Raw genomic sequence first — 21,530 nt, forward strand, 5'->3', positions numbered from 1 at the left:
GGTGGCGACGCGGCGGCCTCGGTCCGGGAACCGGTCACGGCGCGCCGAAACCGTACTTCGCCAGGATCTTCTGTCCCGCGGGCGAGAGGACGTAGGCGGTGAAGGCAGCGGCGGCCGCCGGCGACGGAGCCTTCTTCGACACCGCGATCGGGTAACGGTTGACCGCGACCTGAACGTCGGCGGGAGTGATGCCGATCAGCTTGCCGTTCGAGGCGGCCACATCGGTCTTGTAGACCAGACCGGCGTCGGCCTCGCCCGCCTCGACGCGGTTGACCACCGAGGTCACGTTGGTCTCCTCACTGACCGGCGAGACGTCGACGTGCGCGGCGGCGAGCAGCTTGCGTGAGGCCTTGCCACAGGGCACCTCCGGAGCGCAGAGCACGGTGGTGACTCCGGGCTTCGTCAGGTCGGCCAGGCTCGTGACGTGCTTCGGGTTGCCCGGCGCGACGGCGATCTGCATCGTATTGGTCGCGAAGACGGTGCCCGCGTCGGTGACGCCGGCGTCGGTGACCGGCGTGAGACTCGACTGGTCCGCGAAGGCGATGACGTCGACGTCGGCGCCCTCCACGATCTGGGTCGCGAGGGCCTGCGAGCCGTCGTACACGATCGGCGCCACCGAGTACTCCGGGTGCGCCGCGGTGAAGGACTTGGCCAGTTCGTCGAACGATCCCTGCAGCGAGGCCGCGGCGAAGATCCTGATCGGCGCCGAGGCACCGGCCGACGCCTGCTCCTGACTGCTGCATCCGGCTACCAGCAGCATCAGTCCGAGCACTGCGGCCACGAACTTCTTCATCAGACGGCACTCCTTCCCGACGGGGTCTCCACGACCACCGCCGTCGCTTTGACCGTCGCGGTCGCAAGGGAGCCCACTTCCAATCCGAGTTCCCTCACCGCCTCGGTCGACATCAGCGACACCACCCGGTGCGGGCCGCTGCGCATCTCCACCTGGCTCATCACCGGGTCGGACTGAACATGTGTGACGATCCCGACGAAGCGGTTCCGGGCGCTGGTGCCGCGCGTCACCGGATCGTGGCGCCCCGATTCCGCGGAGGCGAGAAAGCCTGCGAGGTCCGCGCCGTCGACAGTGGCGCGGCCCGAGTCGTCGGTCCCCGATGCGATCCGGCCCTGTTCGATCCATCTGCGGAGGGTGTCGTCGCTGACGCCGAGGAGGTCCGCGGCTTCCCGAATCCGAAACACGGTCATAGCGACTGAATCTATACGCATCTGCGGCAGCTCGCTCGCCTTGCGCTGCGCATCTGAGGACTCGCGACCGCCCGGGCCTTCCGCCGACCGCGACCGGCGCCTGCGCTCCCGGGCTGCGCACCCGACCGATCCCGAGCCGATAGGCTGAGGCCATGCCTTTGCGTGCGGACCGGAGTCCCGAGTGATCACCGTCGACGAGCACCGCTCCCGGATTCAGACAACCGTGTCGCGCCTGCCCGCGACCATCCTCTCCATTCACAGTGCGGCCGGGCTCGTCCTCGCCGAGGACGTCACCAACCGGTGGCCGGTCCCGCTGTTCGACAACTCCGCGATGGACGGTTACGCCGTCCGGCGCGTCGACGCAGCGGTGGGCGCGACGCTGAAGGTGGTAGCCGACGTTCCCGCGGGCAGTCCGGACGACCCGCCGATCGGCGCCGGAGAAGCCGTCCGGATCATGACCGGTGCGCCGGTTCCCACCGACGCCGACGCGATCGTCCCACTGGAGCACACGGACCTCGGCACCGAGATCCTGGCGACGCCCCCGGACAGCGTGACCGTCACGGTGGAACCGAAACCGCACGCCCACATCCGGCGATCCGGCGAGGACGCACCGGCGGGCGCCGTCGCCGTTTCGGCGGGCACGGTTCTCGGCCCGTGGCAGGTGTCGGCGATCGCGTCGGCCGGACACGACCGGGTCCTAGCCTACCGCCGGCCCCGGGTCGCGGTGATCTCGACCGGAACCGAACTCGTCGAACCCTCGCAGACGCCCCGCCGCGGGCAGATCCCGGAATCCAACTCCGTGCTGCTGTCGGCCGCGGTGACGGAGGCGGGCGCCGAAGTGGGCTGGACTGCGACCGTCGCGGACGACGAGGAAGCCCTCCGGCGGACTCTCGCCGATCCGGACGTGGACGCGGTCGTCCTCACCGGCGGCGCCAGCGTCGGCGCGTTCGACGTGGTCAAAGCGGTCCTGAACGGGGTGGGCGGCATCGAGTTCACCACCGTGGCGATGCAGCCCGGCAAACCGCAGGGCTTCGGGCTGCTCGGGGTGCGCGGCCCGAGCGCTGAACGCACCGGGATCCCGGTGTTCTGCCTGCCCGGCAACCCGGTCAGCGTCGCGGTGTCGTTCGAGATGTTCGTGCGGCCGGCCCTGCGGAAGATGGCCGGGCACACCGACCTCGATCGCCCGCGCGTGGTCCGGCGCGCCGCGACGGGCTGGCGCAGCCGCGCCGACCGGGTCCAGATCCTTCCCGCGGTGGCCGACGCACAGACCGTCCGGCCGGCCTCCCGCGGCGGCAGTGGCTCACACCTGGTGTCCTCGCTCGCCGACGCCTCCGCGCTGGCGATCGTGCCCGCGGACGTGGTGGAGATATTCGAGGGAGATCCCGTCACCGTGATGGTGCTGTCGTGAGCGGCGGCCCCTTCACTCACCTGGACGATGCGGGCCAGGCACGCATGGTCGACGTGACCGAGAAGAATCCGACGGTCCGCAGTGCGACCGCGCAGGGCTTCGTCCGGTGCTCGCCGCAGATCGTCACCGCCCTCCGCGACGGCGCGGTCCCTAAGGGCGATGTGCTGGCGGTGGCGCGCATCGCGGGCATCGCGGCCGCCAAACGCACTCCGGAACTGCTGCCGCTGGCCCATGTGATCGGCGTGCACGGCGCGGCCGTCGACCTCGCGATCGTCGACGACGGCGTCACCGTCTCTGCGACGGTCCGCACCGCCGATCGCACGGGGGTGGAGATGGAGGCGCTCACCGCCGTCAGCGTCGCCGCGCTGGCGCTCGTCGACATGGTGAAGGGCCTCGACAAATCGGTCGAGATCGAGAACGTCCGGCTGGTGCGCAAGACCGGCGGCAAGAGCGGCGACTGGGTGCGATGACCGCGGCCATCGTGCTCGCCGGAGGTCGTGCCGCCCGCATGGGCGGTGCCGACAAGGCGAGCATCGACATCGGCGGGCGCACGCTGATCGACGCCGTGTACGACGCACTCGCCGGCGCCGACCCGGTGATCGCGGTCGGACCGCAGAGCGTGAGCCGGCCGGGTGTGCGGGTGATCCGGGAGGATCCCCCGTTCGGCGGTCCGGTGGCCGGACTGGCCGCGGCGCTCGGGGCCGTCGGCGACAGCGCCGAGGTGTGGCTGCTCGCCTGCGACCTGCCCCGCGCCGAGGCGGTGGTCGCGCAACTCCGGGACGTCGCTCTCGCCGCCGTGGACGACGCGGTGGTCCTGGAAGACGCCGACGGCCGGATCCAGTGGCTGGCGGGACGATACCGGACGGAGTCGCTGCGCCGGGCGATCGCCGCGCTGACCAGTGCGCGCGACGCGTCGATGCGGGCGCTGACCGCGGGGCTGTCGCTGCGCACGGTGGTCGACCGAGCCGGCGCCGCGATCGACCTCGACACCTGGGACGACGTGCGCGATTATCGGTTGACCACCCGAACCGTCGATACGGAGGACGAATCGTGACCGCCTATCCCCCCGGCCTGGACCGCTGGGCGCAGGAACTCGCCCCGGCCCTGGGTCTGAATGAGGCCGAGGTGCCCACCGCGCTGCTGCTGGATGTGACCCGCGATGTCGCTCACTCGATCCTGCGCCCGGCCGGCCCCATCACGACCTATCTGATCGGCCTCGCCGTCGCCAACGGCATGTCGGCAGAGGATGCGGCCGCACGGGTGCACGAACTGGTGGAGAAGAGATCGTCCGAATGATCATCCGTTACTTCGCGGGAGCCGCGGAGGCCGCGGGCCGTTCGGAGCAGACCGCTGACGGTTCCGCGGCGGTCGGCGACTTGAAGGCTCGGCTGTCCGGAGAACTGGGCCCCGAGTTCGAGCGAGTGCTGAGCTGCTGTTCGATCCTGGTGGACGGGGTCCGCGCCACCGACGAGACGGTCGCGGCGGCCGACGCCACCGTGGACATCCTGCCGCCCTTCGCCGGCGGCTGACGGCACCGGCTCCGGCTCACCCGCCGATCGCGGACATCGGACGGTCGGGTTGCAGGAAGCCGGGATCGTCGATGCCGTGTCCGGCGAGCTTCGCGGTCACCGACTCGCGGATGGCCGACTCGATCCGTTCGTCCGGTGCCCCGGAACGCAGCAGCGCGCGCAGATCCGATTCACCGCGTGCGAACAGGCAGTTCCGGAGCTGTCCGTCGGCGGTGAGTCGCACCCGGTCGCATGAACCGCAGAACGGCGCGGTCACCGAGGCGATGACCCCGACGGTGGTGGGCCCGCCGTCGACCGTGTACAGCTGTGCCGGATTCGAGCCGCGGTCGTCGCACGCGCTGAGGGCGAACTCCGCCGACAGGGCCGCGAGGATGTCGTCACCGGTGACCATCTGCGCCCTCGACCAGGTGTGCCCGGCATCGAGCGGCATCTGCTCGATGAATCGCAATTGAGCGCCGTGCTCGCGCGCGAAACGGACGAGGTCGGTCAGCTCGTCGTCGTTGACGCCGTGCATCGCGACGGTGTTGATCTTGAGCGGCGTGAGGCCGGTGGCCTGTGCGGCGGCGATCCCGCGGAGCACGTCGTCGAGCCGGTCCCGGCGGGTCAGCGTCGCGAACCGGTCCGCTCGCAGCGTGTCGAGGCTGATGTTGAATCTCTCCAGACCCGCATCGGCCAGCTCCCGAGCCCGCGTGTCCAGTCCGATCCCGTTGGTGGTGATGGAGACGCGCAGCGGTCCGTCCGCGCCCTCGATCGCCGAGAGCCGGTGCACCACCTCGGCCAGGTCGGGTCGCAGCAGCGGCTCGCCCCCGGTCAGCCGTACCTCGACGATCCCCAGCGACGCGAAGACCGACGCCAGACGGATGATCTCGTCGGTGGTCAGCAGTTCGGGACGCGGGATCCACGGCACGCCCTCGGCGGGCATGCAGTAGGTGCACCGGAGGTTGCACCGGTCGGTCAGGGAGATCCGGAGATCTCGGTGCACGCGGCCGAATCGATCGACGAGCTCGCGGCCGGTCATGTCGCGACCCGGCCCAAGCCGACCCACGTGTGCGAGCCGTCGCTCTCGATCTGCTTCTTCCACATCGGCAGCTCGGCCTTCACCGTCTCCACCAGATCGCGATCGAGGTCGAAGGCGTCACCGCGATGCACCGACGAGACCGCGGCGACGATCGCGACGCCGCCGACCGGCAGCCGGCCGACCCGGTGGCTGACCGCGATCCGCACTCCGGGTCGGTCGACGCGCTCCGCGATCTCGCGCAGGATGCGCTCGCTGTCGGGGTGAGCGCTGTACTCCAGTTCCACGACCTGCCCGCGCGCGTCGGGATCGTTGTCGCGCACCGTCCCCACGAACAGCGCGGTGGCGCCCGCATCCGGTGCCGCTACGGCGTTCACATGGGCCGCGACGTCGAGGTCGACGTCACTGATCCGGGCGAGGACGATCATCGGTGATCGCCTCCGGCGGCCTGAGCGACGGCGTGCTCGGCGATCTGCACGATCACGGGGACACCGTCGCGCACCGCGCCGGTCGACCCCGCCAGATTCACCACGAGGGAACCGCGCCGCATGCCCGCGACGCCCCTGGAGAGCATCGCGTGCGGCAGCGCCGCGATGCCGACCCGCCGGATCTCCTCTGCCACGCCGGGCAGTTCACGCGTCAGCAGCGGTGCCGTGGCCTCGGGCGTCACATCGCGGGGCGAGACGCCGGTGCCGCCGGTCGTGACGACCAGACCCGAACCGGCCTCCACCACTTCGACGATCACACTCGAGATCGCGTCGCGATCGTCGGGGACGACGATCACCTCGGCGCTCCAGCCCGCCTCCCGGAGGAGATCGGCCGCCAGCGGACCGGAGACGTCCTCGCGTTCGCCGGCGAACGACCGGTCGGAGACGGTGATCACCGTCGCGCGCTTCTGCTTGGAATCCACACCTTCGAGCGTGCCACGTCCGGTGCCGCGGCGTGAACCGCACGGCCGTTTCATTCCGGTGCTCATCGATCGTCCCGCCGCGCCGTCTTGGTGTACCAGGGGCGCGGACCGTGCCAGCCGTAGCGCAGCGACGCCAGACGGACCACGGTCACCAGCGCCGCGCACAGCAACCCCACCCACGGCCGATAGACGCCGACGTGCAGCAGCAGCGCCGTCACCGCCGCGCCGACCAGCGACGGAATCGCGTAGAGATGCTCGTTGGACCGCAGCACCGCGGGCACCGATCCGGAGAGCACGTCCCGGATGATGCCGCCGCCGATCGCCGTCGTCAGACCGAGCATCGCCGCGCTGGGCGCGCTGAGCCCGTGCTCGTAGGCGGTCACGGTGCCGGTGACCGCGAACAGGCCGAGACCCACCGCATCGGCCACCTCCAGCGGCCATCGGGTCAGCCGGGCCGGCGGGTGCCACACGAAGATCACGAGCGCGGTCGCGACGGCCACTGCCACCAGACGCAGGTCGGTGAAGGCCGTCGGAGGCGTCTTCCCGATGATCACGTCGCGGATGATGCCTCCGCCGAGCGCGGTCGCCGCGGCCAGCAGCACGATGCCCACGACGTCGAGGTCGCGCCGCACGGACAGCAGCGCACCGGATGCCGCGAAGGCCACGATCCCCGCCAGTTCGCCGCCGTGGTGGACCAGGGACGCGGCGTTGTCGAGGTTCGAGGACAGCCACACCGACATCGACCACCTCCGAGTCCGTCTTCGACCTGCATGCGGCAGACGCGTGAGGCGTCCGAGGCCCGATCAGCCCGAGGTGAATCTAGCGCAGGCACCGCGCCTGGTGAGCAGCGGAATCCCCGTCGCCGGCTCCGCGGGTCCGCGGAGCCTGGCAGACTGGAGACATGAGGAAGAAGTGGGCCGAACTCTCACCCGCCGCACGTGCGGGGATCATCTCGATGGCCGCGGTCGACGCGGGCCTGCGCGTCTGGGCGATCCGCGATCTGCGATCACGCGACAAGAGCCAGGTCAACGGCCCGAAACTGGTCTGGACCGTGGTGCTCGGCGGAGTGAACTCCGCGGGGCTCCTGCCGACCGTGTACCTGCTCGCCGGGCGCAAGCGCACCACGTCCGAATCGCATTAGCCTGCGGTCGGAGCCGACGCGCCGTACGCTGTCAGTGCACCTGACCGGACCGGCTGCGAGATCGGACTCATCCGACATCCGCCGGACCCTGTGAACCACGGATGCGCCGCATCCCGTCCCGAACCCGATGGCCTCGCCGAACACGGTGGGGCCATCGGTGTCTGGACGCTACGCGGCGAGCCTGCGGTTCCGCTGTTCCACCGCGAAGTGTGCGAACACGATCAAGCTGAGGAATGCGGCGAAGGTGCACCAGATCGAGGCGTATCCCGCGGCGTTCATCACCGCGGCGACGCTCATCGCGACGAGATTGCCCGCTCCCATCGCGACGACGTAGCGGTGCGAGCTCGACATCGGCGCGACGCAGGTGGCGAACACATAGGGAACGGCCAGCCAGGCAGCACTGAACGGGACGCCGAGCCGGTAGTCGAGGTTGCCGTCGACCACCGCGACGCTGATACCGGGCTGGATCGCGAGATACAGCATGTACACCGCGAGCACCGCGCCGACTCCCAGCGGAACCGTCTGCAACCGGCGCCGGTGTGGCTCCGATTCCATCAGCCACACGGCCCACGGGATGTAGGCAGGCAGCACGGCCCACGCGAACATCACCCACATGTGCACGCCTGCGCCGGAGAGCAGCGCCTCGCTGCGGTCGCCGAGCGCCAGCCAGGTCCATCCCTCCAGCGCCTGATGCACCCCGAAGAGCAACGGCAGCGCCGCGAAGGGCAGCTGCCGCACATCCCGGACCAGGCACAGGGTGGTGGCGCCCACCGCGGTGATCACACCGGCGCCCACGAAACTCGCAGTCGCGCTGAAGCACATGCGTCGAATCCTGCCACTCGCGCGGGCACGGCAGCGGACATTCCCCCTCGGACGCGCCGCAGAACGCACGAGGACCCGCCTCCTTGAAGGAGACGGGTCCTCGTCACATGCCTATCGGCGGGAAGTCACCAGCTGGACTTCTGCACACCCGGCAGCTCGCCGGCGTGCGCCATGTCGCGGAAGCAGACGCGGCACAGGCCGAACTTGCGGTACACCGAGTGCGGGCGACCGCACTTGTTGCAGCGGGTGTAACCCCGGACTGCGAACTTGGGCTTCTTGTTGGCCTTGTTGACCAGAGCCTTCTTTGCCATCTCAGTTGTCCCTATCTCAGTTCGCGGCTGCGTCGTTGCTCTTGAACGGGAAGCCCAGAGCGCGAAGCAGCGCACGGCCTTCGTCGTCCGTGGTGGCCGAGGTGACGACCGTGATGTCCATGCCACGCGGCCGGTCGATCGAGTCGATGTTGATCTCGTGGAACATCGACTGCTCGTTGAGGCCGAAGGTGTAGTTGCCGTTGCCGTCGAACTGGCGGTCGCTCAGACCGCGGAAGTCGCGGATACGCGGGAGGGCGATCGACACGAGGCGATCGAGGAACTCCCACATGCGGTCGCCGCGGAGGGTGACGCGCGCACCGATCGGCATGCCCTCACGCAGCTTGAACTGCGCGATGGACTTGCGGGCGCGACGGATCTCCGGAGCCTGACCGGTGATGAGCGCCAGGTCGGCGACGGCACCGTTGATCAGCTTGGCGTCACGGGCGGCGTCGCCGACACCCATGTTCACGACGACCTTGACGACGCCGGGGATCTGCATGACGTTGGCGTAGTTGAACTCTTCGTTCAGCTTGCCCTTGATCTCCTCGCGGTACTTGAGCTTCAGGCGAGGCTGGACCTTCTCAGAAGTGGTCATATCAGATGTCCTTCCCGGTCTTGCGGGAGATGCGGACGTTCTTGCCGGTCTCCTCGTCGCGGCGGTAACCGACGCGGGTCGGGTTGCCGTCGGCGTCGACGATCATCACGTTCGAGACGTGGATCGGAGCCTCCTGCGTCACGATGCCGCCGGATTCCGCACCGCGCTCGTTCGCCGAGGCGCTGGTGTGCTTCTTGATGCGGTTGACGCCCTCGACGAGCACGCGCTCGCGCTTCGGGTAGGCCTCGATGACCTTGCCCTTGGCGCCCTTGTCCTTGCCCGCGATGACGATGACGGTGTCACCCTTATGGATCTTCATGGGTTAGATCACCTCCGGTGCGAGCGAAACGATCTTCATGAAGCGCTTGTCACGCAGCTCGCGGCCGACCGGGCCGAAGATGCGGGTACCGCGCGGGTCGCTCTCGTTCTTGAGGATGACGGCCGCGTTCTCATCGAACTTGATGTACGAGCCGTCCGGGCGACGGCGCTCCTTGACGGTGCGCACGATGACGGCCTTGACGACCTCACCCTTCTTGATGTTTCCGCCGGGGATGGCGTCCTTGACGGTGGCGACGATGACGTCACCCACGCCGGCGTAGCGCCGCGACGATCCACCGAGAACACGGATGCAGAGGATCTCCTTCGCACCGGTGTTGTCGGCCACGCGCAGCCGCGATTCCTGCTGAATCACTGCGTAGTCTCCTTGACCTGGATACTTATGTCCGCCGGATTTCCGACCCGACGCACACGGTCTGTCACCATCGAAACCCGCGCCTGCCTGGGCGTTCCCCGGATTCCGGAGGACGCCGCAGTGGGTTCGCGGCTCGACTCGCGGCGCACACGCCGCAGGCAACCGCTCTAGTGTAGGCCGATCCCCCTGCTGCAGCCAAATCAGTTCAGCGCCGGGACCTGGGGAAACCTCGCCTGCGAGTACTCACCGCGCCGGCCGTCCGCCTTCGGCGGGCTCCGGTGGAAAGTCGATCCTGCGGGCGGAACCGTCCTCGGCGACGGCGATCGTGGCGTACCGGTCTCGCCGCTCGGGCAGGAGCCGCACCGTGACCTGCGCGCCGGCGCGCGCCCCCGTCAGCACCCCGACGGCGGCCTGCCGGACGTCGTGCAGCACGGTGCTGTCGAGGACCGGCGCCGCCTTCCGGTCGTCCAGCAGCAGCACGCGGACGCCGCGTGCTCGCGCCTGCCACGCTGCCTCGGCCAGTTCGGGGACATCGAGCCCCGGAGCCCGGATGCGGTCGCGCAAGCCGGCCTCCACGAGCAGACACATCGCCACTTCCCGGTCGGTCAGCGGTTCACCCGAGGCGATGCGCTCGAGCAGCGGCCGCACCCGGTCCTGCAACTGTCGGATGCGGTCGCCGCGGACCGCCAGGGGCTCCCCGTCCGCCCCGCCCCGTTCCCCCAGGCCCCGTTCTCGCAGGCCCCGTTCTCGCAGCCTGCGCATGGCACTGATCTGCCGGACGCGTGGCCGGATGATCATCGCGAAGAAGGTGGCCGCTGCCAGTATCCCGATGTTCCCGGGCACCGCGATCTGCGCCGCCGTCACGAAGTTGATGTCGCGAGCCTGGGCTGCCACGGCCGTGGCGAGCACGCCCAGGAGTCCGCCCGCCCACGCGATCGCGATCTGCCCGCGCACCGCGAGGACCAGCGACGTCAATGCCACGGCGCCGCCGAGTGACAAGACTGCCGCACGGTCGCTCACCTCGGCCGCCCAGACTGACAGCCCGGACGCGGCCACGCCGGACGCCGCCACGGCGACCGCGTGCCACGGCCGCATCGGGTCGGACGGCGAGCGCAGTCCGGCGACCCAGCCGACGCCCAGGATCACGAACCCGCCGACATACGCGGCCGGCGCCCGCACGTCGCCGCTGGCCAGACCGAGTGCGGCGAACGCCGTCCAAGCACAGGCCACCACCAGCGCCGCGCCCCGGCTCCGCAGACCGAGCACGGTCGCGACGTCGGCACTCCCCTGCTGGGCGGCGCGGTCTGCCGCAACCCGATCCGGCGCGGTCATCCGACGCTCACCGCCGCCGGTGACCAGCGCAGACGGACAGTGCAGCCCTGTCCCGGCCTGCTGACGACGACGGCCTCTCCACCGCGGAGCGCGCCGACGCGATGGCGGATGCTCAGCGCCAGCCCGAGGCGGTCCGCCGACACCGATTCGGGATCGAAGCCCACCCCGTCGTCGGTCACCACGATCTGGATCAGGTCGGGCCCGATTCCGATGAACACCGCCGTCGCAGCCGCGGCGCCGGCGTGGACGACGCTGTTACGCACGGCCTCGGCGGCTGCCTCGGCCAACGCCGAGATCACCGTGTCGGGACAGGCGATCGCGTGGTCGTCGATCTCGACCGTCACCGGCAGATCGCCGTCGATCCGCGCGATCACCGCCCGCAGCCGGGCCACCGCCTCCCTGGCGCCCACGTCGTCGGGCGTTCCCGCCTCATCGGCCAGCCGGTCCAGCGCCTCGAGTGCACCGGCGGCCTGGTCGGCCACTCGTGGGTCGTCCCGGTCGGCCGCCACCGCCACGAAGGTCGAGAGCACATAGTCGTGAATGAGGGCGTCGACCCGCGCCGCCTCCACCTCTGCCACTCCCTGAGCGACTGCCGATTCGGCTTTCGATCGGGACTCGTCGAGTTCCGCGCCGAGCCGCAGCACCCGATGGGCCAACAGAACACACACCGACGTGAACACGATCCCGAAGAGTGCCTCCTCCACCGCCGACCACACATCGGCGCCGGTGACGTACCAGACCGCGACCATCGCACCCAGAAGCTTGGCGACGGCCAGCAGCGCGATCGCCTCGCGGACCGGCCGCACCAGGACCGCTGCCATGCCCACCAGGCCGGCGAAGTCGAGGATCCAGAACGCCGGGCTCTGTGTCTCGGCGCGGCACAGCGCCAGCCACAGCACCGCCGCGGCGAACAGGCCGATCGCGCACGAGAGTGCAAGGGCCGCGATGCCGCGATGCCAGGCTCTCACCAGCGAGGCCGCCAACAGTGCGAAGCCCGGGCCGAAGGCGAGCAGGGCGGCGGCCACCGGGTACCACTGCGGCAGCCGCCCATCGGCTTCAGACGCCATCTGCGGCAGCGCGATCACCGCGTAGATGAGATAGCCGATTCCGACGAACCTGGCCAGGGAGGTTCGGACGCGGTCACGCTGAGGGTCGCCGCCGAGAACCGTTCCCATCGAATGTCGCCGCCCGCCGTCCGGAGATCCGGACAGCGGGCGGCGACTTCTGATGAAAGTCCGGGTCACCACTCCTCTAGTGTCGTATACCCGTCCTGCAATGCGCGAGCGAGAAGGTGCGCTTTCGTCGGTGCCGGGCGGCCGACGGCCGCGTACTTGGCACGAATCCGCGAAATATGCGTGCTCACGGTCGACTGAGAGATGAAGAGTTTGTTCGCGGCGTCCTCTTTCGACTCCGCCGCCATCCACGCGAGGAGCACTTCGACCTCACGTGTCGACAGTGCGGGTCGCGACGGAGGTGCGACGACCAGATGCGGCAGTACTGCTGCATCGACCACCGGCGCCGTCATGCGGGGCACCCGCCCATCGTTGATTCCGACCTCGAGTTCGGCAACGCTCACAGGCGATCCTCCTGTCAAATCCCCGACCGGCTGTGGTTGGCACCTGAACAGGAATCGCCCAGGCTCACAATCAACGTTACGAACGGCGTCGCCGCCCCGGTAGACCCAGAAATAGGGACATCTTCGGGCGTTCCGCGCGCTGTGACGCACGGCATGTGAGCAGCGGAGAAGGCCCCTCAGGAGTCCCGGAGCGGCATCGGGAGCCAGCCGTCTTCGACCGCACGTTTGAACAGGTCGAGTTTGGTGCGCGTGGGACGGCCCGCATCGGCGTACTTCTGCCGGATCCGCTTCAGGTACTCGTTGACCGTGTCCGGGGTGACACCCAACTCCTGTCCGACGCTGACCGACGTCCCGCCGGACGCGTACAGCGTCAGCACTCGTTGCAGCTGCGGACTCAGGTCGACGGCATCGAGGTTCGGGTCACCGTCGATGGCGGCCGCCCACTCGGTGGTCAGCACTTCCTCGCCGCCGGCCGCGGCGCGGATCGCGGCGAGGATCTCCTCCTCGGAGGCGGACTTGAGAACCACCGCGAGCGTCCCCGCGCGGGCAGCCGAGCGCAGCAGGTCCGGATGCTCACCGGAGGTGTAGACGACCGTCACGATGCCGTGATCGGCGAGCGTGCTGACGTTCTCCCGCGGGGTGGTTCCGTCATTGAGACGCAGGTCGAGGATCACGACGTCGAGATCCGTCGCCTTGTCCAGGAGCTCGGCCACGGTGGGTGCGGAGCCGACGAGTTCGAGGTCGTCCTGACGCTCCAGAATCCTTTCGATCCCCCATACCGGCGACTGGTGGTCGTCGACCATCCCGACGCGAACGACCCCGGACTCGGGCGTCCGCGGACCGCCGTCGTCGTCCATGTGCTTCGTCATCTCCCCATCCCCTGTCCGATACGAACATCTCGGACGTCTTCAAACTATCGAACGCCTCCGACAAGATCTCGGTGTTCCTTCGTTCGGGGGACCAAAGTCCGTGACATGCGCCATCTCCTTCACCAGGGAACTCACCCGCAACGCCAGACTCACGACGTAGCGTGAGACAGATGACTGACATGCGAGTTCACGACGTTCTGGGCGTCGACGTCGAGATGCCCGTACGGATCCGGTCGGCACGCTGCTTCGTCGCCGGGTTCACCGCCGACACCGAAGCCGTGCGCGCCGCCGTCCGCCGCCGCGGCGACCTGGACCTGGCACCGTTGCAGGTGCGCCGCGGACGAGCACTGTGCATGCTCGTCTTCGTCGACTACCGGGACGGCGACCTCGGGCCGTACAACGAGTTCGGCGTCTGCTTCCTCATGCAGCCGCCCGGGCGGCAGGCCTCGGCGCTGTCCGCGATGCGATCCCTGGCGTCGGCCGACGCCCATGCGTTGATCCACGATCTGCCGGTGGACGGCGAGTTCACTCTGGCGGCCGGCCGCGGGATCTGGGGCTTCCCGAAGATCCTCGCCGATTTCGAGGTCGACCACGACTCGGCGGTGAAGCACGGACGCGTCAGCCAGGACGGCAGGCTCATCGCCGACCTCACCGTGAGCCGTGGCGTCCCGGTTCCCGACAGCGCGCGCGACACCGTTCTGCAGGCGTATTCGCAACTCGACGGCGTCGCGCGCCGGACCCCGTGGCGTCTGACCTCCACCTCGGGAACCAGGACCCGACTGGGTGGCGCGCGCCTGACGCTGGGCGACCACCCGATCGCGGACGAACTGCGGCGCCTGGATCTGTCCCGGCGCGCGCTGATGGCGTCGTCGGTGGCCGACCTGTCGATGACCTTCGACGATGCGACCGTGCTCACCCCGGCACCCTGACGGCGACATCTGATGTTAGGCTTGCCTAAATAATCCCGTCTGACCACTAGGAGAGCCATGACCGCCATCCGAAACCTCCGTCGCCCCGCCGCCGCGCTCGCGGCCGTCGCCGCCACCACCGCACTGCTGGCGGCATGCTCGAACTCCGACGACGACACCGCGAGCACCGCCTCCGCTTCGCAGTCGGCGAGCGTCGAATCGAGCGCCATGGCCGGTGTCGAAGGCCTCGACAACGCCAAGGCACAGGAGATCATCCGGACCGCGGTCGACGGCAACACCTCGATCGACGACCTCTCCAAGGTCGTCGACACCTCGACTCCCGGGTCGGCCGAGGCGCTCAACGCCTTCGCCAAGGCCTCCGGTCCGGCCGGCTACACCCCCGACGCCTACACCGTGAAGTCGGTCAAGGCCGACGGTGAGAACAAGGCGGTGGCCGTGACCGCCGTCAAGTCGCCGCACGCTCCGGCACCGGTCGACATCCAGCTCGCGATGGTGAAGCAGGACGGACAGTGGAAGCTGGCCGGCGCCTCGGTCACCACGCTGACCTCGATGATGCCCAAGCACTGACCGGGGATCTCGACTCAGTCTCCGCACCGGCGGCGCTCCTCAGTCCGAGGATGCGCCGCCGGTGTCGTCTCTCCAGGCCAGTTCACCGGCGGTCGAGACCGCGCACACGCGCCGCCGCGTGCGGGTGCCGTCGGATTCGCCGATGGACGCCACCACGTCCCGGCCGGCAGGAAGCAGACGGGCGGTCACCCCGCCCCGCCGCGCCCGGGTGAGCACCGCGACGAGTTCGGCGTGGAGGGGGCCGTCGGCGACCCCGCCCCGCGCGTCGACCCGCCGGTCGTCGAACAGCCGGACATCGACACCGCGCTCCCGCGCCGCCGCCGCGGCGTCCCGCACGGGCTGCGACATCCAGCCGCGGCCGCGGACCTCATCCCTCAGCTCGGCCTCCACCAGTCGCGCCCGCATCACCTCGCCGGGCGAGAACCCGTCACCGACGGAGAGTCGTTCCAGAAAGGGCCGGACCTCCTCGTTGAGGGCGTCGAGCTGCGCGCGCCGCTGAATCAGCGTCGCCTCGTGCGCAGCGCTCGCTTGGACGGCCGCGACCTCGCGGCGGTCGAGCACGCGGGCGAACGCCAGCAGCGGCCGGACGTAGAGCATCATCAGCGAGGCCGGCACCATCGCCGCGAGCATGCGCAGCGCCACCGGGACCGCCGTGCCCGGACGCCAGCCCCACGCCGCCACCGCCACGCACGACAGTCCGATCACCAGCACGAACCCCAACCACGCCCACCTCGCCCGGCCGCGCACGATCAGCAGACACATCGCGACCGCGTACGCGATCATCGGCGCGCTGGGGCGCACCCAGTTGGCCGGTCCCACCGGAATCGACCACCACACCACCGCGCCCGAGGCCGCGCCGAGACAGACCACGACGATCGCCGCCGGCCGCGACAGCGGGTCGTCCACACCGCAGGTCGCCAGACACAACGATGCGGCCAGACCGATCGATCCGACGACCATCGCAGTGAGCTGTGCGAAGCTGAGGTCGAGCCGTGGCAGGAACAGTTCCACCACCACGTACGCGACCATCACCGCTCCCACGGCCACCCGCAGTCCGGGGCGGCCGAGACCGAGCATCTCCGCCATGGTCTCCGGTCCCCGGCCGGGCCGCGCGTCGCCGGACGGGCGCGGGGCGCGGCGGACCGTCGCGGTCACGGCCTGCGCCATTCCAGCGACACCATCGTTCCGTCGGACGCCGAGGAATCGATCCAGGCGCCGCCGCTGGGCTGTTCGCGCATGCGGCGGAGGATTCCGAGTTCGATGCCCGCACGGTCGGGCGGCACGCGGTCCGGATCGAAGCCGACGCCGTCGTCGACGATCCGGAGACGGATGAGGTGTGCGTCGAAGACACCGACGAGTGCGCGCGAGGATCCCGGCCCGGCATGGGTGACCGCGTTGGCGACCGCTTCGGCGGCCGCGTCGACGAGTGACTCGACGAGCACGTGCGGGTACTCGATCTCCGGATCGTCGACCCGGAGGTCGATCATCGTGTCGTCGCCGATCGCGTTCACCGCCTCTCGCAGCCGGAGGACCGACTCGCGAGCCGAGACGTGCAGGGGCGGCCGGTAGGGGGCCGAACGGCCGTCGAGGTCGGCGAGCGCCGTGGCCGCCTCCCTCCTCGTCTCGGCGTCGGCCGGGTTCTCCGACACCAGTCTGAGCATCGCGACCACTCCGTCGCGCACCACCGCGTCGAGCCGCTCTCGCTCAGCCGTCCGGGCGGCTCGACTCGCGGCATTCGCACTCGCCGCCAGGATTCGGTCCCGGCGCGCATCGGTCTCGCGCAGCGCACGCATCATCGAGTACTCCACCGTGAGGAACACACCGACCAGTGTGGCGGTCAGCAACGAGTTCGCATAGCCGATGGTGCCGAGTTGCCCCTGCTTCACGTACTGCTGCGCGGTCGCGAGCAGGATCAGCACGAATGCCGTGTACGTCACCGTCACCCGGGGCCGGTACACCGTCGCCATCACCACGGCGGGCAGGACCACGGTGTTGGCGGGCCAGATCGGCGGCGACCCGTACGTCGACGGCGCCGCACCGCCTTTCCACGCGACGAGCCACAGCACCACGGCGGCCGCATTGGCGACGCCGAGGAGCAGGGAGAGCGGACCTACGCGGCGCCCGTTCCCGAACGACGCGTCCAGGAGCAGGGCCGTCGCCGATCCGCCGACGAGCGAGATGCTGACCGGGAGCCACCACACCTCCACCAGGACCACCACCTGGTCGTAGTACGCGAGCATCAGGGTCGGCACGAGCAGCGATGTGATCGCCATGCAGACCGCGGCGCCGCGCCGCATCCGGAGTTCGTTCACGACTCCACCACCCGGGTGCGTCCGCCGCTGAACTCGACCCGCCGCCGAGTGCCGCCGTGCGCCACCGTCACCGATGCCACCGGGCAGCGGCCGGGCGGCGCCACGCGGGCCACCACCTCGCCTTCGGATAATGCGTCGAGTTCGGCGCACAGGACCGTCGAGACCTGCGCCAGGATCACTGCGGCTTCGTCGACGGTCACCTCGCTCAGGCCGCCGTCGTCGAGCAGGGTCACCGACACGCCGCGGTCTCTCGCGCGCCACACCGCCCTGCGGACCTCGGAGGTGTCGAATGACGGCGCTCGGATGCCATCGCGCAGGAGGGCCTCGATCAGCCGTGCGGTCCGGACGTCGGCTCCGGTGACCTGATCGGCGTCGAGCACGTTCTCCAGCAGCGGACGCACCCTCCCGTCGATCCGCGCGATCCGCTCCTCACGTGCCAGCAGCGCAGCCTTCCCCGCGCCCTCCTCGTCGGAGGCGCGCTCGTGTCTGGCGGCCAGCGCGTCGAGTTCCCGGAACAGCGGCGACAGCATCGCCGTGGCCGCCGTGGCTGCGGCGAGGAGCACCGCCGTCGTGGTCTGGACGGTGCTCCACCAGTGGGTCGCGCCGGTGACCGCGCCGAGCACCAGACCGAGGGCGATGCCGCTCAGTGCACCCACCCAGGCGATCACGGCCCGGCTGCGGAACACCAGCAGTGTCTCCAGCACGAAGGCCGTGACGAACATCGGCAGGTATGCGTGGGCGTCGGTGACACCGTCGGCCGCGACGGCCACCCACACCACCGCCTGCGCCACCAGCGTCAGACCGATGGCCACCAGTGCCGGGCTACGGCCGAATCGCCCCGGGGGCGGAGAGAGCGTCACCGCGAAAGCCGCGGTGTAGAGCGCCAGCCCGCAGCCGGCGCCGACCCAGTACGCGAAGCCCCGCGGTTCCACCGCACCGCGGACCGCCATCAGAATGCCCAGCGCAACGAGGTATCCGGCCAACACCACCACCATCGGTGCACGACGCACCGCAGGTTCGGTGATCGTTCTTCTGGGCTCCACAGCGGCGCTCACCGGTCAGCGCCCGGATCGGCCCAGCCGAGTTCCACTCGGGTTCCGGCGCCCGGAGCACTGACCACCCGGCTGGTGCCGCCGTCGAGCTGGCGCATCCGTTCCAGAATCCCGAGGGCCACCCCGATGCGGTGCGCAGGAATCGCCTCCGGGTCGAATCCGACTCCGTCGTCCACGACCACCGCGCTGATCCGGTCGGGCCCCACGCCGCAGAGCACGGCGCCGGACGCCTCGGGGCCGGCGTGCCGATGGAAGTTGCGTACCGCTTCCCCGACCGCTTCGATCACGGTGTCGGCCGCCGCGGCCGGGAACTCGGTGCCCGGCGGAGCGGAGACCACGGCTTCCACCTCGACCCCGGAACCGAGATCGTCGACGGACAGACGCAGTCGCTGCAGGAACTCGGTCGCCCGGATCCGCTCCGCGCCCGGCTCCACCTCGGTCGACCAGTTCGCGAGTTCGTCGAGCACACCCGAGATGCTCTGCCGAAAGCCCACGGACAGCGGCCCGGGTCGCAGAGCCGTCAGAAGCGCGATGAGGCGGTCGTGCACCATCGCGTCGATCCGGCGCCGTTCGGCGTCGCGGACGTTGCTCCGCAGCAGTGCCACGGCTCGCGCGGCCGCCTCCTGCCGCTGTTCGTCGAACCGGTGCGCTGCGCTCATCACCGCCCAGCAGATGCCCAGATAGATTCCGGCGAGGGCCAGAACCCACAGTCCCGCGGCGAGGTCCACCCAGGCCACGCCTCCCGAGGCGATCGAGGCGACGAGAAGGCTGAGCCCGCCGGCGACCACGAGGTTCGCGACCGCGAAGCCGAGCCTGCCGCACAACACCAGCAGGCAGCTCGCGATCTGGGGGATGAAGACGATGCCGTGATCGAACCCGTTCGCCGGAACCTGGCCCACGTGCCCGTCCCACCCGGCGAACCAGGCGGCGATCAGCGCGAGGAAGGCGAGGGCACAGCCGACGGCCACCGGTTCGAGCCGATCGATCCGGCGGGTGACCCCGACGGCGACGACGGCGAGCGCGGAAGCCAGGACGACGGCGATGCCCAGCCACCGCCACCAGTGGCCGGTGAGCGCGAAGTAGCGGTCGAGATCGCTGGGCGCGAGGAAGAAGATACCGAGATAGGTGAAGCCGAATACGGTGGTGCCGGTCGCCTGCATCCGCGCCGACACCGACGGCACCGATCGACTAGCCGGCATCGCTCCCTCTCCCGACCCGGCGAGACCGCGGTTTCCCCAAGCGTGAAACGTCGCCCGAACGGGCCGGTCAGGCGTTCTTCTGGTCTGCTTCCATCGCGTCGATCAGACTCTGCGGGCGCAAGTCGGTCCAGTTCTTCTCCACGTACTCCAGGCACGCTTCTCGACTGTCCTCGCCGAACACCTTGGTCCAGCCGGCCGGGATGTCCGCGAACGTCGGCCACAGCGAATGCTGGTTCTCCGCGTTCACCAGAACGTAGAACCGGCCGTCTTCATCGTCGAACGGGTTGGTCATCACTCATTCCTTCCGGCCGCCGCAGTCCGGTGCGGCGGCCCACACAGCAGAGCCCGGCGGGCCTCATCCTCCGGCCAGTCAACCGGTCACACCTGACGATAATCGCAGCCCGGCGGCCGATTCCGCAAAAACATGCCGGGCGCGCGCTGCGATGTGCTTTGTTAAACAATTGCAACTTTGGCCACAGAGGCCCCGCAGCACCGCGCTCACCTGCAAAAACAGCGGCAAACCGGACCGCCTGCACATACGTTCGGACCGATCGCGAGCAGTTCTGGGAACTAACCCCTATCGCGGACCGTTGTCAGCAGGACATACTCATTCAAACGCACGACCACAGCGGCAGCTAGAGAAGTACAGGTGATCACCATGAGTAGCGATCTGCTCGAACGCATCGAAGACCGCAGCATCACGATGCCGCGGCTCGTCGCCGTCCGCCTCGCGGGCAAGCCGGTCACCTATGCCGAACTCGCGGACGAGATCGCTTGCCGCCTCGAGGCCGGCGGTTACTCCGACCACTCGGCGAACGCCGCGCTGTTCGCCGCGCTCATGAACCTTCTCCCCTATCGCCTCCGCACCGTCGGGCCCCATGAGGACCTTCGCATCGTCTCTTCGGCCATCCGCTGGCTCAACGCGTACCACGGCACGGGCGTTGAAGAGCGGCGCCTTCAATCTGTCAGCTGAACGGACTATCGGCCGACCCCGATCATTCTGTTACAGCTTCCGATCCACATCGCGAGTGTTGAGTCTGCGATATAGATCACACACGACTTGGGGCGGGTAGCGTGTCCGATTCGACGGATCTGATCGCAGATTCATCTGAAACGCCGACACACCCAGATCTGTCCGCCGACAAACTCCGAACTGTCCGCATTGGGCGGTAGGGTTCGGCTTTGTGACTCACCCAACTCTCTCCGTCATGGTTCCGGCGCTCAACGAGGAGGATTCGATCGCGCAGACGCTGACCCGTCTCTGCGAACAGATCGAGGACCTCAACGAGATCATCGTGGTCGACAACGGTTCGACCGATCGCACCGCCGAGATCGTCAGCGAGTGCAGCGCGCGGGAGCCGCGGATCCGTCTGGTCAGCGAGACCCGCCCCGGACTGATATTCGCGCGCAACGCCGGATTCGAGGCCTCGACGAGTGAACTGACGGCGCGCCTGGACGCCGACACGGTTCCGCACCCCGGCTGGGCCCGCTCCATCCGGGAGTTCTTCGCCGACATGCCCGACGACGTGGTGCTCGCCACCGGCCCCCTCACCCCGTTCGACTCTCCGTTCAAGAAGACCTTCGAGAAGTCGAATCAGCGGCTCATCGCGCGGGTGCGGGCCAAGTCCGACGACCCGCGCGGAATCGTCGGTCTGCACATGGCCACCGGCGGCAACAGCGTTCTGCGCACCGCGGTGTGGCCCACGATCCGGGACGCCGTCTCCGACCGCCCGGACGTGTACGAGGACTTGGATCTGTCGCTGTGCTGCCGGGAGGCCGGCTACCGGATCGCCTTCATCGTCGGCATGGCCGCCGACAGCTCGGCACGCCGTTTCCGCAGCAGCCCGCGCTCCTACGGCCGGTACATGCGGCAGTTGCCGGAGACCTACCGCATCCACGGGCTGCACGGCGAAGCCCGCAAGAGCCGCCTGCAGGTGCTGAACAACCGGGTCCTGCACCTGTTCACCTGGCTGCCGACCCGCGCGTACGACGCGAAGACCGGGACGATGTCGTTCCGCCGGATCTTCCGAAGCGACGACCCGAGCGACACCGCCCGCGTCTGAATCCGA

General features: G+C 69.6%; 30 protein-coding genes. 10 read left to right on the forward strand and 20 right to left on the reverse strand.

The annotated features are described in order from the left end of the window. Positions 1-34: 34 nt before the first annotated feature. Positions 35-793 (reverse strand): molybdate ABC transporter substrate-binding protein, encoded by a 759-nt coding sequence (gene modA / locus ABFX36_RS04055; RefSeq protein ID WP_006895603.1) that lies wholly within the window; start codon positions 791-793, stop codon positions 35-37. Then, on the reverse strand, positions 793-1,203 hold the full coding sequence (locus tag ABFX36_RS04060; RefSeq protein WP_062365884.1) for a TOBE domain-containing protein: 411 nt from the start codon (positions 1,201-1,203) through the stop codon (positions 793-795). Before ABFX36_RS04060 ends, modA begins: the two co-directional genes overlap by 1 nt. Before the next feature lie 181 nt (positions 1,204-1,384). On the opposite strand from ABFX36_RS04060, the gene ABFX36_RS04065 reads away from it, so the two are divergent. Genes ABFX36_RS04065 through ABFX36_RS04085 form a run of 5 tightly spaced genes read left to right on the forward strand, consistent with a single transcriptional unit; the run spans position 1,385 to position 4,140 of the window. Further along, the gene (locus ABFX36_RS04065) at positions 1,385-2,611 is read left to right on the forward strand and encodes a molybdopterin molybdotransferase MoeA (protein ID WP_346075045.1); all 1,227 of its coding nucleotides are present in this window, start codon (positions 1,385-1,387) and stop codon (positions 2,609-2,611) included. Further along, entirely contained in the window at positions 2,608-3,081 is a 474-nt protein-coding gene (gene moaC / locus ABFX36_RS04070) for a cyclic pyranopterin monophosphate synthase MoaC (protein ID WP_346075047.1), read from the forward strand. The genes ABFX36_RS04065 and moaC overlap by 4 nt, the downstream gene beginning before the upstream one ends. Beyond that, positions 3,078-3,665, forward strand: coding sequence for a molybdenum cofactor guanylyltransferase (gene mobA / locus ABFX36_RS04075; RefSeq protein ID WP_346075049.1), 588 nt, complete (start codon positions 3,078-3,080; stop codon positions 3,663-3,665). The genes moaC and mobA overlap by 4 nt, the downstream gene beginning before the upstream one ends. Then, positions 3,662-3,907, forward strand: a complete 246-nt coding sequence (locus ABFX36_RS04080; protein WP_346075051.1) for a DUF6457 domain-containing protein — start codon at positions 3,662-3,664, stop codon at positions 3,905-3,907. Before mobA ends, ABFX36_RS04080 begins: the two co-directional genes overlap by 4 nt. Continuing rightward, a complete protein-coding gene (locus tag ABFX36_RS04085) occupies positions 3,904-4,140 on the forward strand; it encodes a MoaD/ThiS family protein (RefSeq protein WP_222111237.1) in 237 nt (78 codons plus the stop codon). The genes ABFX36_RS04080 and ABFX36_RS04085 overlap by 4 nt, the downstream gene beginning before the upstream one ends. A gap of 16 nt (positions 4,141-4,156) precedes the next feature. Here the strand turns inward: ABFX36_RS04085 and moaA are convergent, their stop codons facing one another. Genes moaA through ABFX36_RS04105 form a run of 4 tightly spaced genes read right to left on the reverse strand, consistent with a single transcriptional unit; the run spans position 4,157 to position 6,805 of the window. Next, on the reverse strand, positions 4,157-5,158 hold the full coding sequence (gene moaA / locus ABFX36_RS04090) for a GTP 3',8-cyclase MoaA (RefSeq protein ID WP_346075054.1): 1,002 nt from the start codon (positions 5,156-5,158) through the stop codon (positions 4,157-4,159). Beyond that, positions 5,155-5,583 carry a molybdenum cofactor biosynthesis protein MoaE gene (locus tag ABFX36_RS04095; protein WP_045537144.1) on the reverse strand — a complete coding sequence of 143 codons (429 nt, stop codon included), beginning with the start codon at positions 5,581-5,583 and terminating at the stop codon, positions 5,155-5,157. The genes moaA and ABFX36_RS04095 overlap by 4 nt, the downstream gene beginning before the upstream one ends. Continuing rightward, positions 5,580-6,131: a MogA/MoaB family molybdenum cofactor biosynthesis protein gene (locus ABFX36_RS04100; RefSeq protein WP_346075057.1), complete on the reverse strand. Its 552-nt coding sequence runs from the start codon at positions 6,129-6,131 to the stop codon at positions 5,580-5,582. The genes ABFX36_RS04095 and ABFX36_RS04100 overlap by 4 nt, the downstream gene beginning before the upstream one ends. Beyond that, positions 6,128-6,805: a trimeric intracellular cation channel family protein gene (locus tag ABFX36_RS04105; protein ID WP_346075059.1), complete on the reverse strand. Its 678-nt coding sequence runs from the start codon at positions 6,803-6,805 to the stop codon at positions 6,128-6,130. Before ABFX36_RS04105 ends, ABFX36_RS04100 begins: the two co-directional genes overlap by 4 nt. Positions 6,806-6,966: 161 nt before the next feature. Between ABFX36_RS04105 and ABFX36_RS04110 the strand changes: the two genes are divergently transcribed. Continuing rightward, positions 6,967-7,206 carry a hypothetical protein gene (locus ABFX36_RS04110; protein WP_346075061.1) on the forward strand — a complete coding sequence of 80 codons (240 nt, stop codon included), beginning with the start codon at positions 6,967-6,969 and terminating at the stop codon, positions 7,204-7,206. 168 nt (positions 7,207-7,374) lie between these two features. Here ABFX36_RS04110 and ABFX36_RS04115 read toward each other — a convergent pair whose 3' ends face one another. From ABFX36_RS04115 to ABFX36_RS04155, 9 genes are all read right to left on the reverse strand, one after another. Further along, positions 7,375-8,028: a DUF6629 family protein gene (locus tag ABFX36_RS04115; RefSeq protein WP_045537140.1), complete on the reverse strand. Its 654-nt coding sequence runs from the start codon at positions 8,026-8,028 to the stop codon at positions 7,375-7,377. A gap of 125 nt (positions 8,029-8,153) precedes the next feature. Next, positions 8,154-8,339 carry a type Z 30S ribosomal protein S14 gene (locus ABFX36_RS04120; RefSeq protein ID WP_006895617.1) on the reverse strand — a complete coding sequence of 62 codons (186 nt, stop codon included), beginning with the start codon at positions 8,337-8,339 and terminating at the stop codon, positions 8,154-8,156. Positions 8,340-8,355: 16 nt separating this feature from the next. Then, positions 8,356-8,934, reverse strand: a complete 579-nt coding sequence (gene rplE, locus ABFX36_RS04125; protein WP_006895618.1) for a 50S ribosomal protein L5 — start codon at positions 8,932-8,934, stop codon at positions 8,356-8,358. Between the two features lies 1 nt (position 8,935). Next, on the reverse strand, positions 8,936-9,253 hold the full coding sequence (gene rplX, locus ABFX36_RS04130; protein ID WP_006895619.1) for a 50S ribosomal protein L24: 318 nt from the start codon (positions 9,251-9,253) through the stop codon (positions 8,936-8,938). Positions 9,254-9,256: 3 nt separating this feature from the next. After that, entirely contained in the window at positions 9,257-9,625 is a 369-nt protein-coding gene (rplN, locus tag ABFX36_RS04135; protein WP_006895620.1) for a 50S ribosomal protein L14, read from the reverse strand. Between the two features lie 243 nt (positions 9,626-9,868). Next, complete coding sequence (locus ABFX36_RS04140) at positions 9,869-10,957, reverse strand: hypothetical protein (protein WP_346075065.1); 1,089 nt, start codon at positions 10,955-10,957, stop codon at positions 9,869-9,871. Beyond that, on the reverse strand, positions 10,954-12,132 hold the full coding sequence (locus tag ABFX36_RS04145) for a sensor histidine kinase (RefSeq protein ID WP_006895622.1): 1,179 nt from the start codon (positions 12,130-12,132) through the stop codon (positions 10,954-10,956). The genes ABFX36_RS04140 and ABFX36_RS04145 overlap by 4 nt, the downstream gene beginning before the upstream one ends. Before the next feature lie 65 nt (positions 12,133-12,197). Then, positions 12,198-12,482, reverse strand: coding sequence for a LuxR C-terminal-related transcriptional regulator (locus ABFX36_RS04150; protein ID WP_085950743.1), 285 nt, complete (start codon positions 12,480-12,482; stop codon positions 12,198-12,200). Between the two features lie 227 nt (positions 12,483-12,709). Beyond that, a complete protein-coding gene (locus tag ABFX36_RS04155) occupies positions 12,710-13,402 on the reverse strand; it encodes a response regulator (protein ID WP_375003740.1) in 693 nt (230 codons plus the stop codon). Between the two features lie 170 nt (positions 13,403-13,572). Between ABFX36_RS04155 and ABFX36_RS04160 the strand changes: the two genes are divergently transcribed. Continuing rightward, positions 13,573-14,331, forward strand: a complete 759-nt coding sequence (locus ABFX36_RS04160) for an acetoacetate decarboxylase family protein (protein WP_039867056.1) — start codon at positions 13,573-13,575, stop codon at positions 14,329-14,331. 57 nt (positions 14,332-14,388) lie between these two features. Then, positions 14,389-14,898 carry an MTB12 C-terminal domain-containing protein gene (locus ABFX36_RS04165; protein ID WP_006895626.1) on the forward strand — a complete coding sequence of 170 codons (510 nt, stop codon included), beginning with the start codon at positions 14,389-14,391 and terminating at the stop codon, positions 14,896-14,898. Between the two features lie 39 nt (positions 14,899-14,937). Here ABFX36_RS04165 and ABFX36_RS04170 read toward each other — a convergent pair whose 3' ends face one another. The 5 genes from ABFX36_RS04170 to ABFX36_RS04190 all read right to left on the reverse strand — a co-directional run bounded on the left by ABFX36_RS04170 (position 14,938) and on the right by ABFX36_RS04190 (position 19,753). Then, positions 14,938-16,065 (reverse strand): hypothetical protein, encoded by a 1,128-nt coding sequence (locus ABFX36_RS04170; RefSeq protein ID WP_062365886.1) that lies wholly within the window; start codon positions 16,063-16,065, stop codon positions 14,938-14,940. Continuing rightward, positions 16,050-17,210, reverse strand: coding sequence for an ATP-binding protein (locus ABFX36_RS04175; protein ID WP_231875642.1), 1,161 nt, complete (start codon positions 17,208-17,210; stop codon positions 16,050-16,052). Before ABFX36_RS04175 ends, ABFX36_RS04170 begins: the two co-directional genes overlap by 16 nt. Then, positions 17,207-18,220: a hypothetical protein gene (locus ABFX36_RS04180; RefSeq protein ID WP_308128707.1), complete on the reverse strand. Its 1,014-nt coding sequence runs from the start codon at positions 18,218-18,220 to the stop codon at positions 17,207-17,209. The genes ABFX36_RS04175 and ABFX36_RS04180 overlap by 4 nt, the downstream gene beginning before the upstream one ends. A 41-nt stretch (positions 18,221-18,261) precedes the next feature. Continuing rightward, positions 18,262-19,461 (reverse strand): sensor histidine kinase, encoded by a 1,200-nt coding sequence (locus tag ABFX36_RS04185; protein ID WP_062365890.1) that lies wholly within the window; start codon positions 19,459-19,461, stop codon positions 18,262-18,264. 67 nt (positions 19,462-19,528) lie between these two features. Further along, entirely contained in the window at positions 19,529-19,753 is a 225-nt protein-coding gene (locus ABFX36_RS04190) for an MbtH family protein (protein WP_006895631.1), read from the reverse strand. Between the two features lie 366 nt (positions 19,754-20,119). Here ABFX36_RS04190 and ABFX36_RS04195 point away from each other — a divergent pair, with 366 nt between their 5' ends. Continuing rightward, positions 20,120-20,434 carry a hypothetical protein gene (locus ABFX36_RS04195; RefSeq protein ID WP_156150513.1) on the forward strand — a complete coding sequence of 105 codons (315 nt, stop codon included), beginning with the start codon at positions 20,120-20,122 and terminating at the stop codon, positions 20,432-20,434. 211 nt (positions 20,435-20,645) lie between these two features. Beyond that, complete coding sequence (locus tag ABFX36_RS04200) at positions 20,646-21,524, forward strand: glycosyltransferase family 2 protein (RefSeq protein WP_062365893.1); 879 nt, start codon at positions 20,646-20,648, stop codon at positions 21,522-21,524. The last annotated feature ends 6 nt before the right edge of the window (positions 21,525-21,530 follow it).

The organism is Gordonia cholesterolivorans (assembly GCF_039531975.1).
In the GTDB taxonomy this organism is placed as follows: domain Bacteria; phylum Actinomycetota; class Actinomycetes; order Mycobacteriales; family Mycobacteriaceae; genus Gordonia; species Gordonia sihwensis.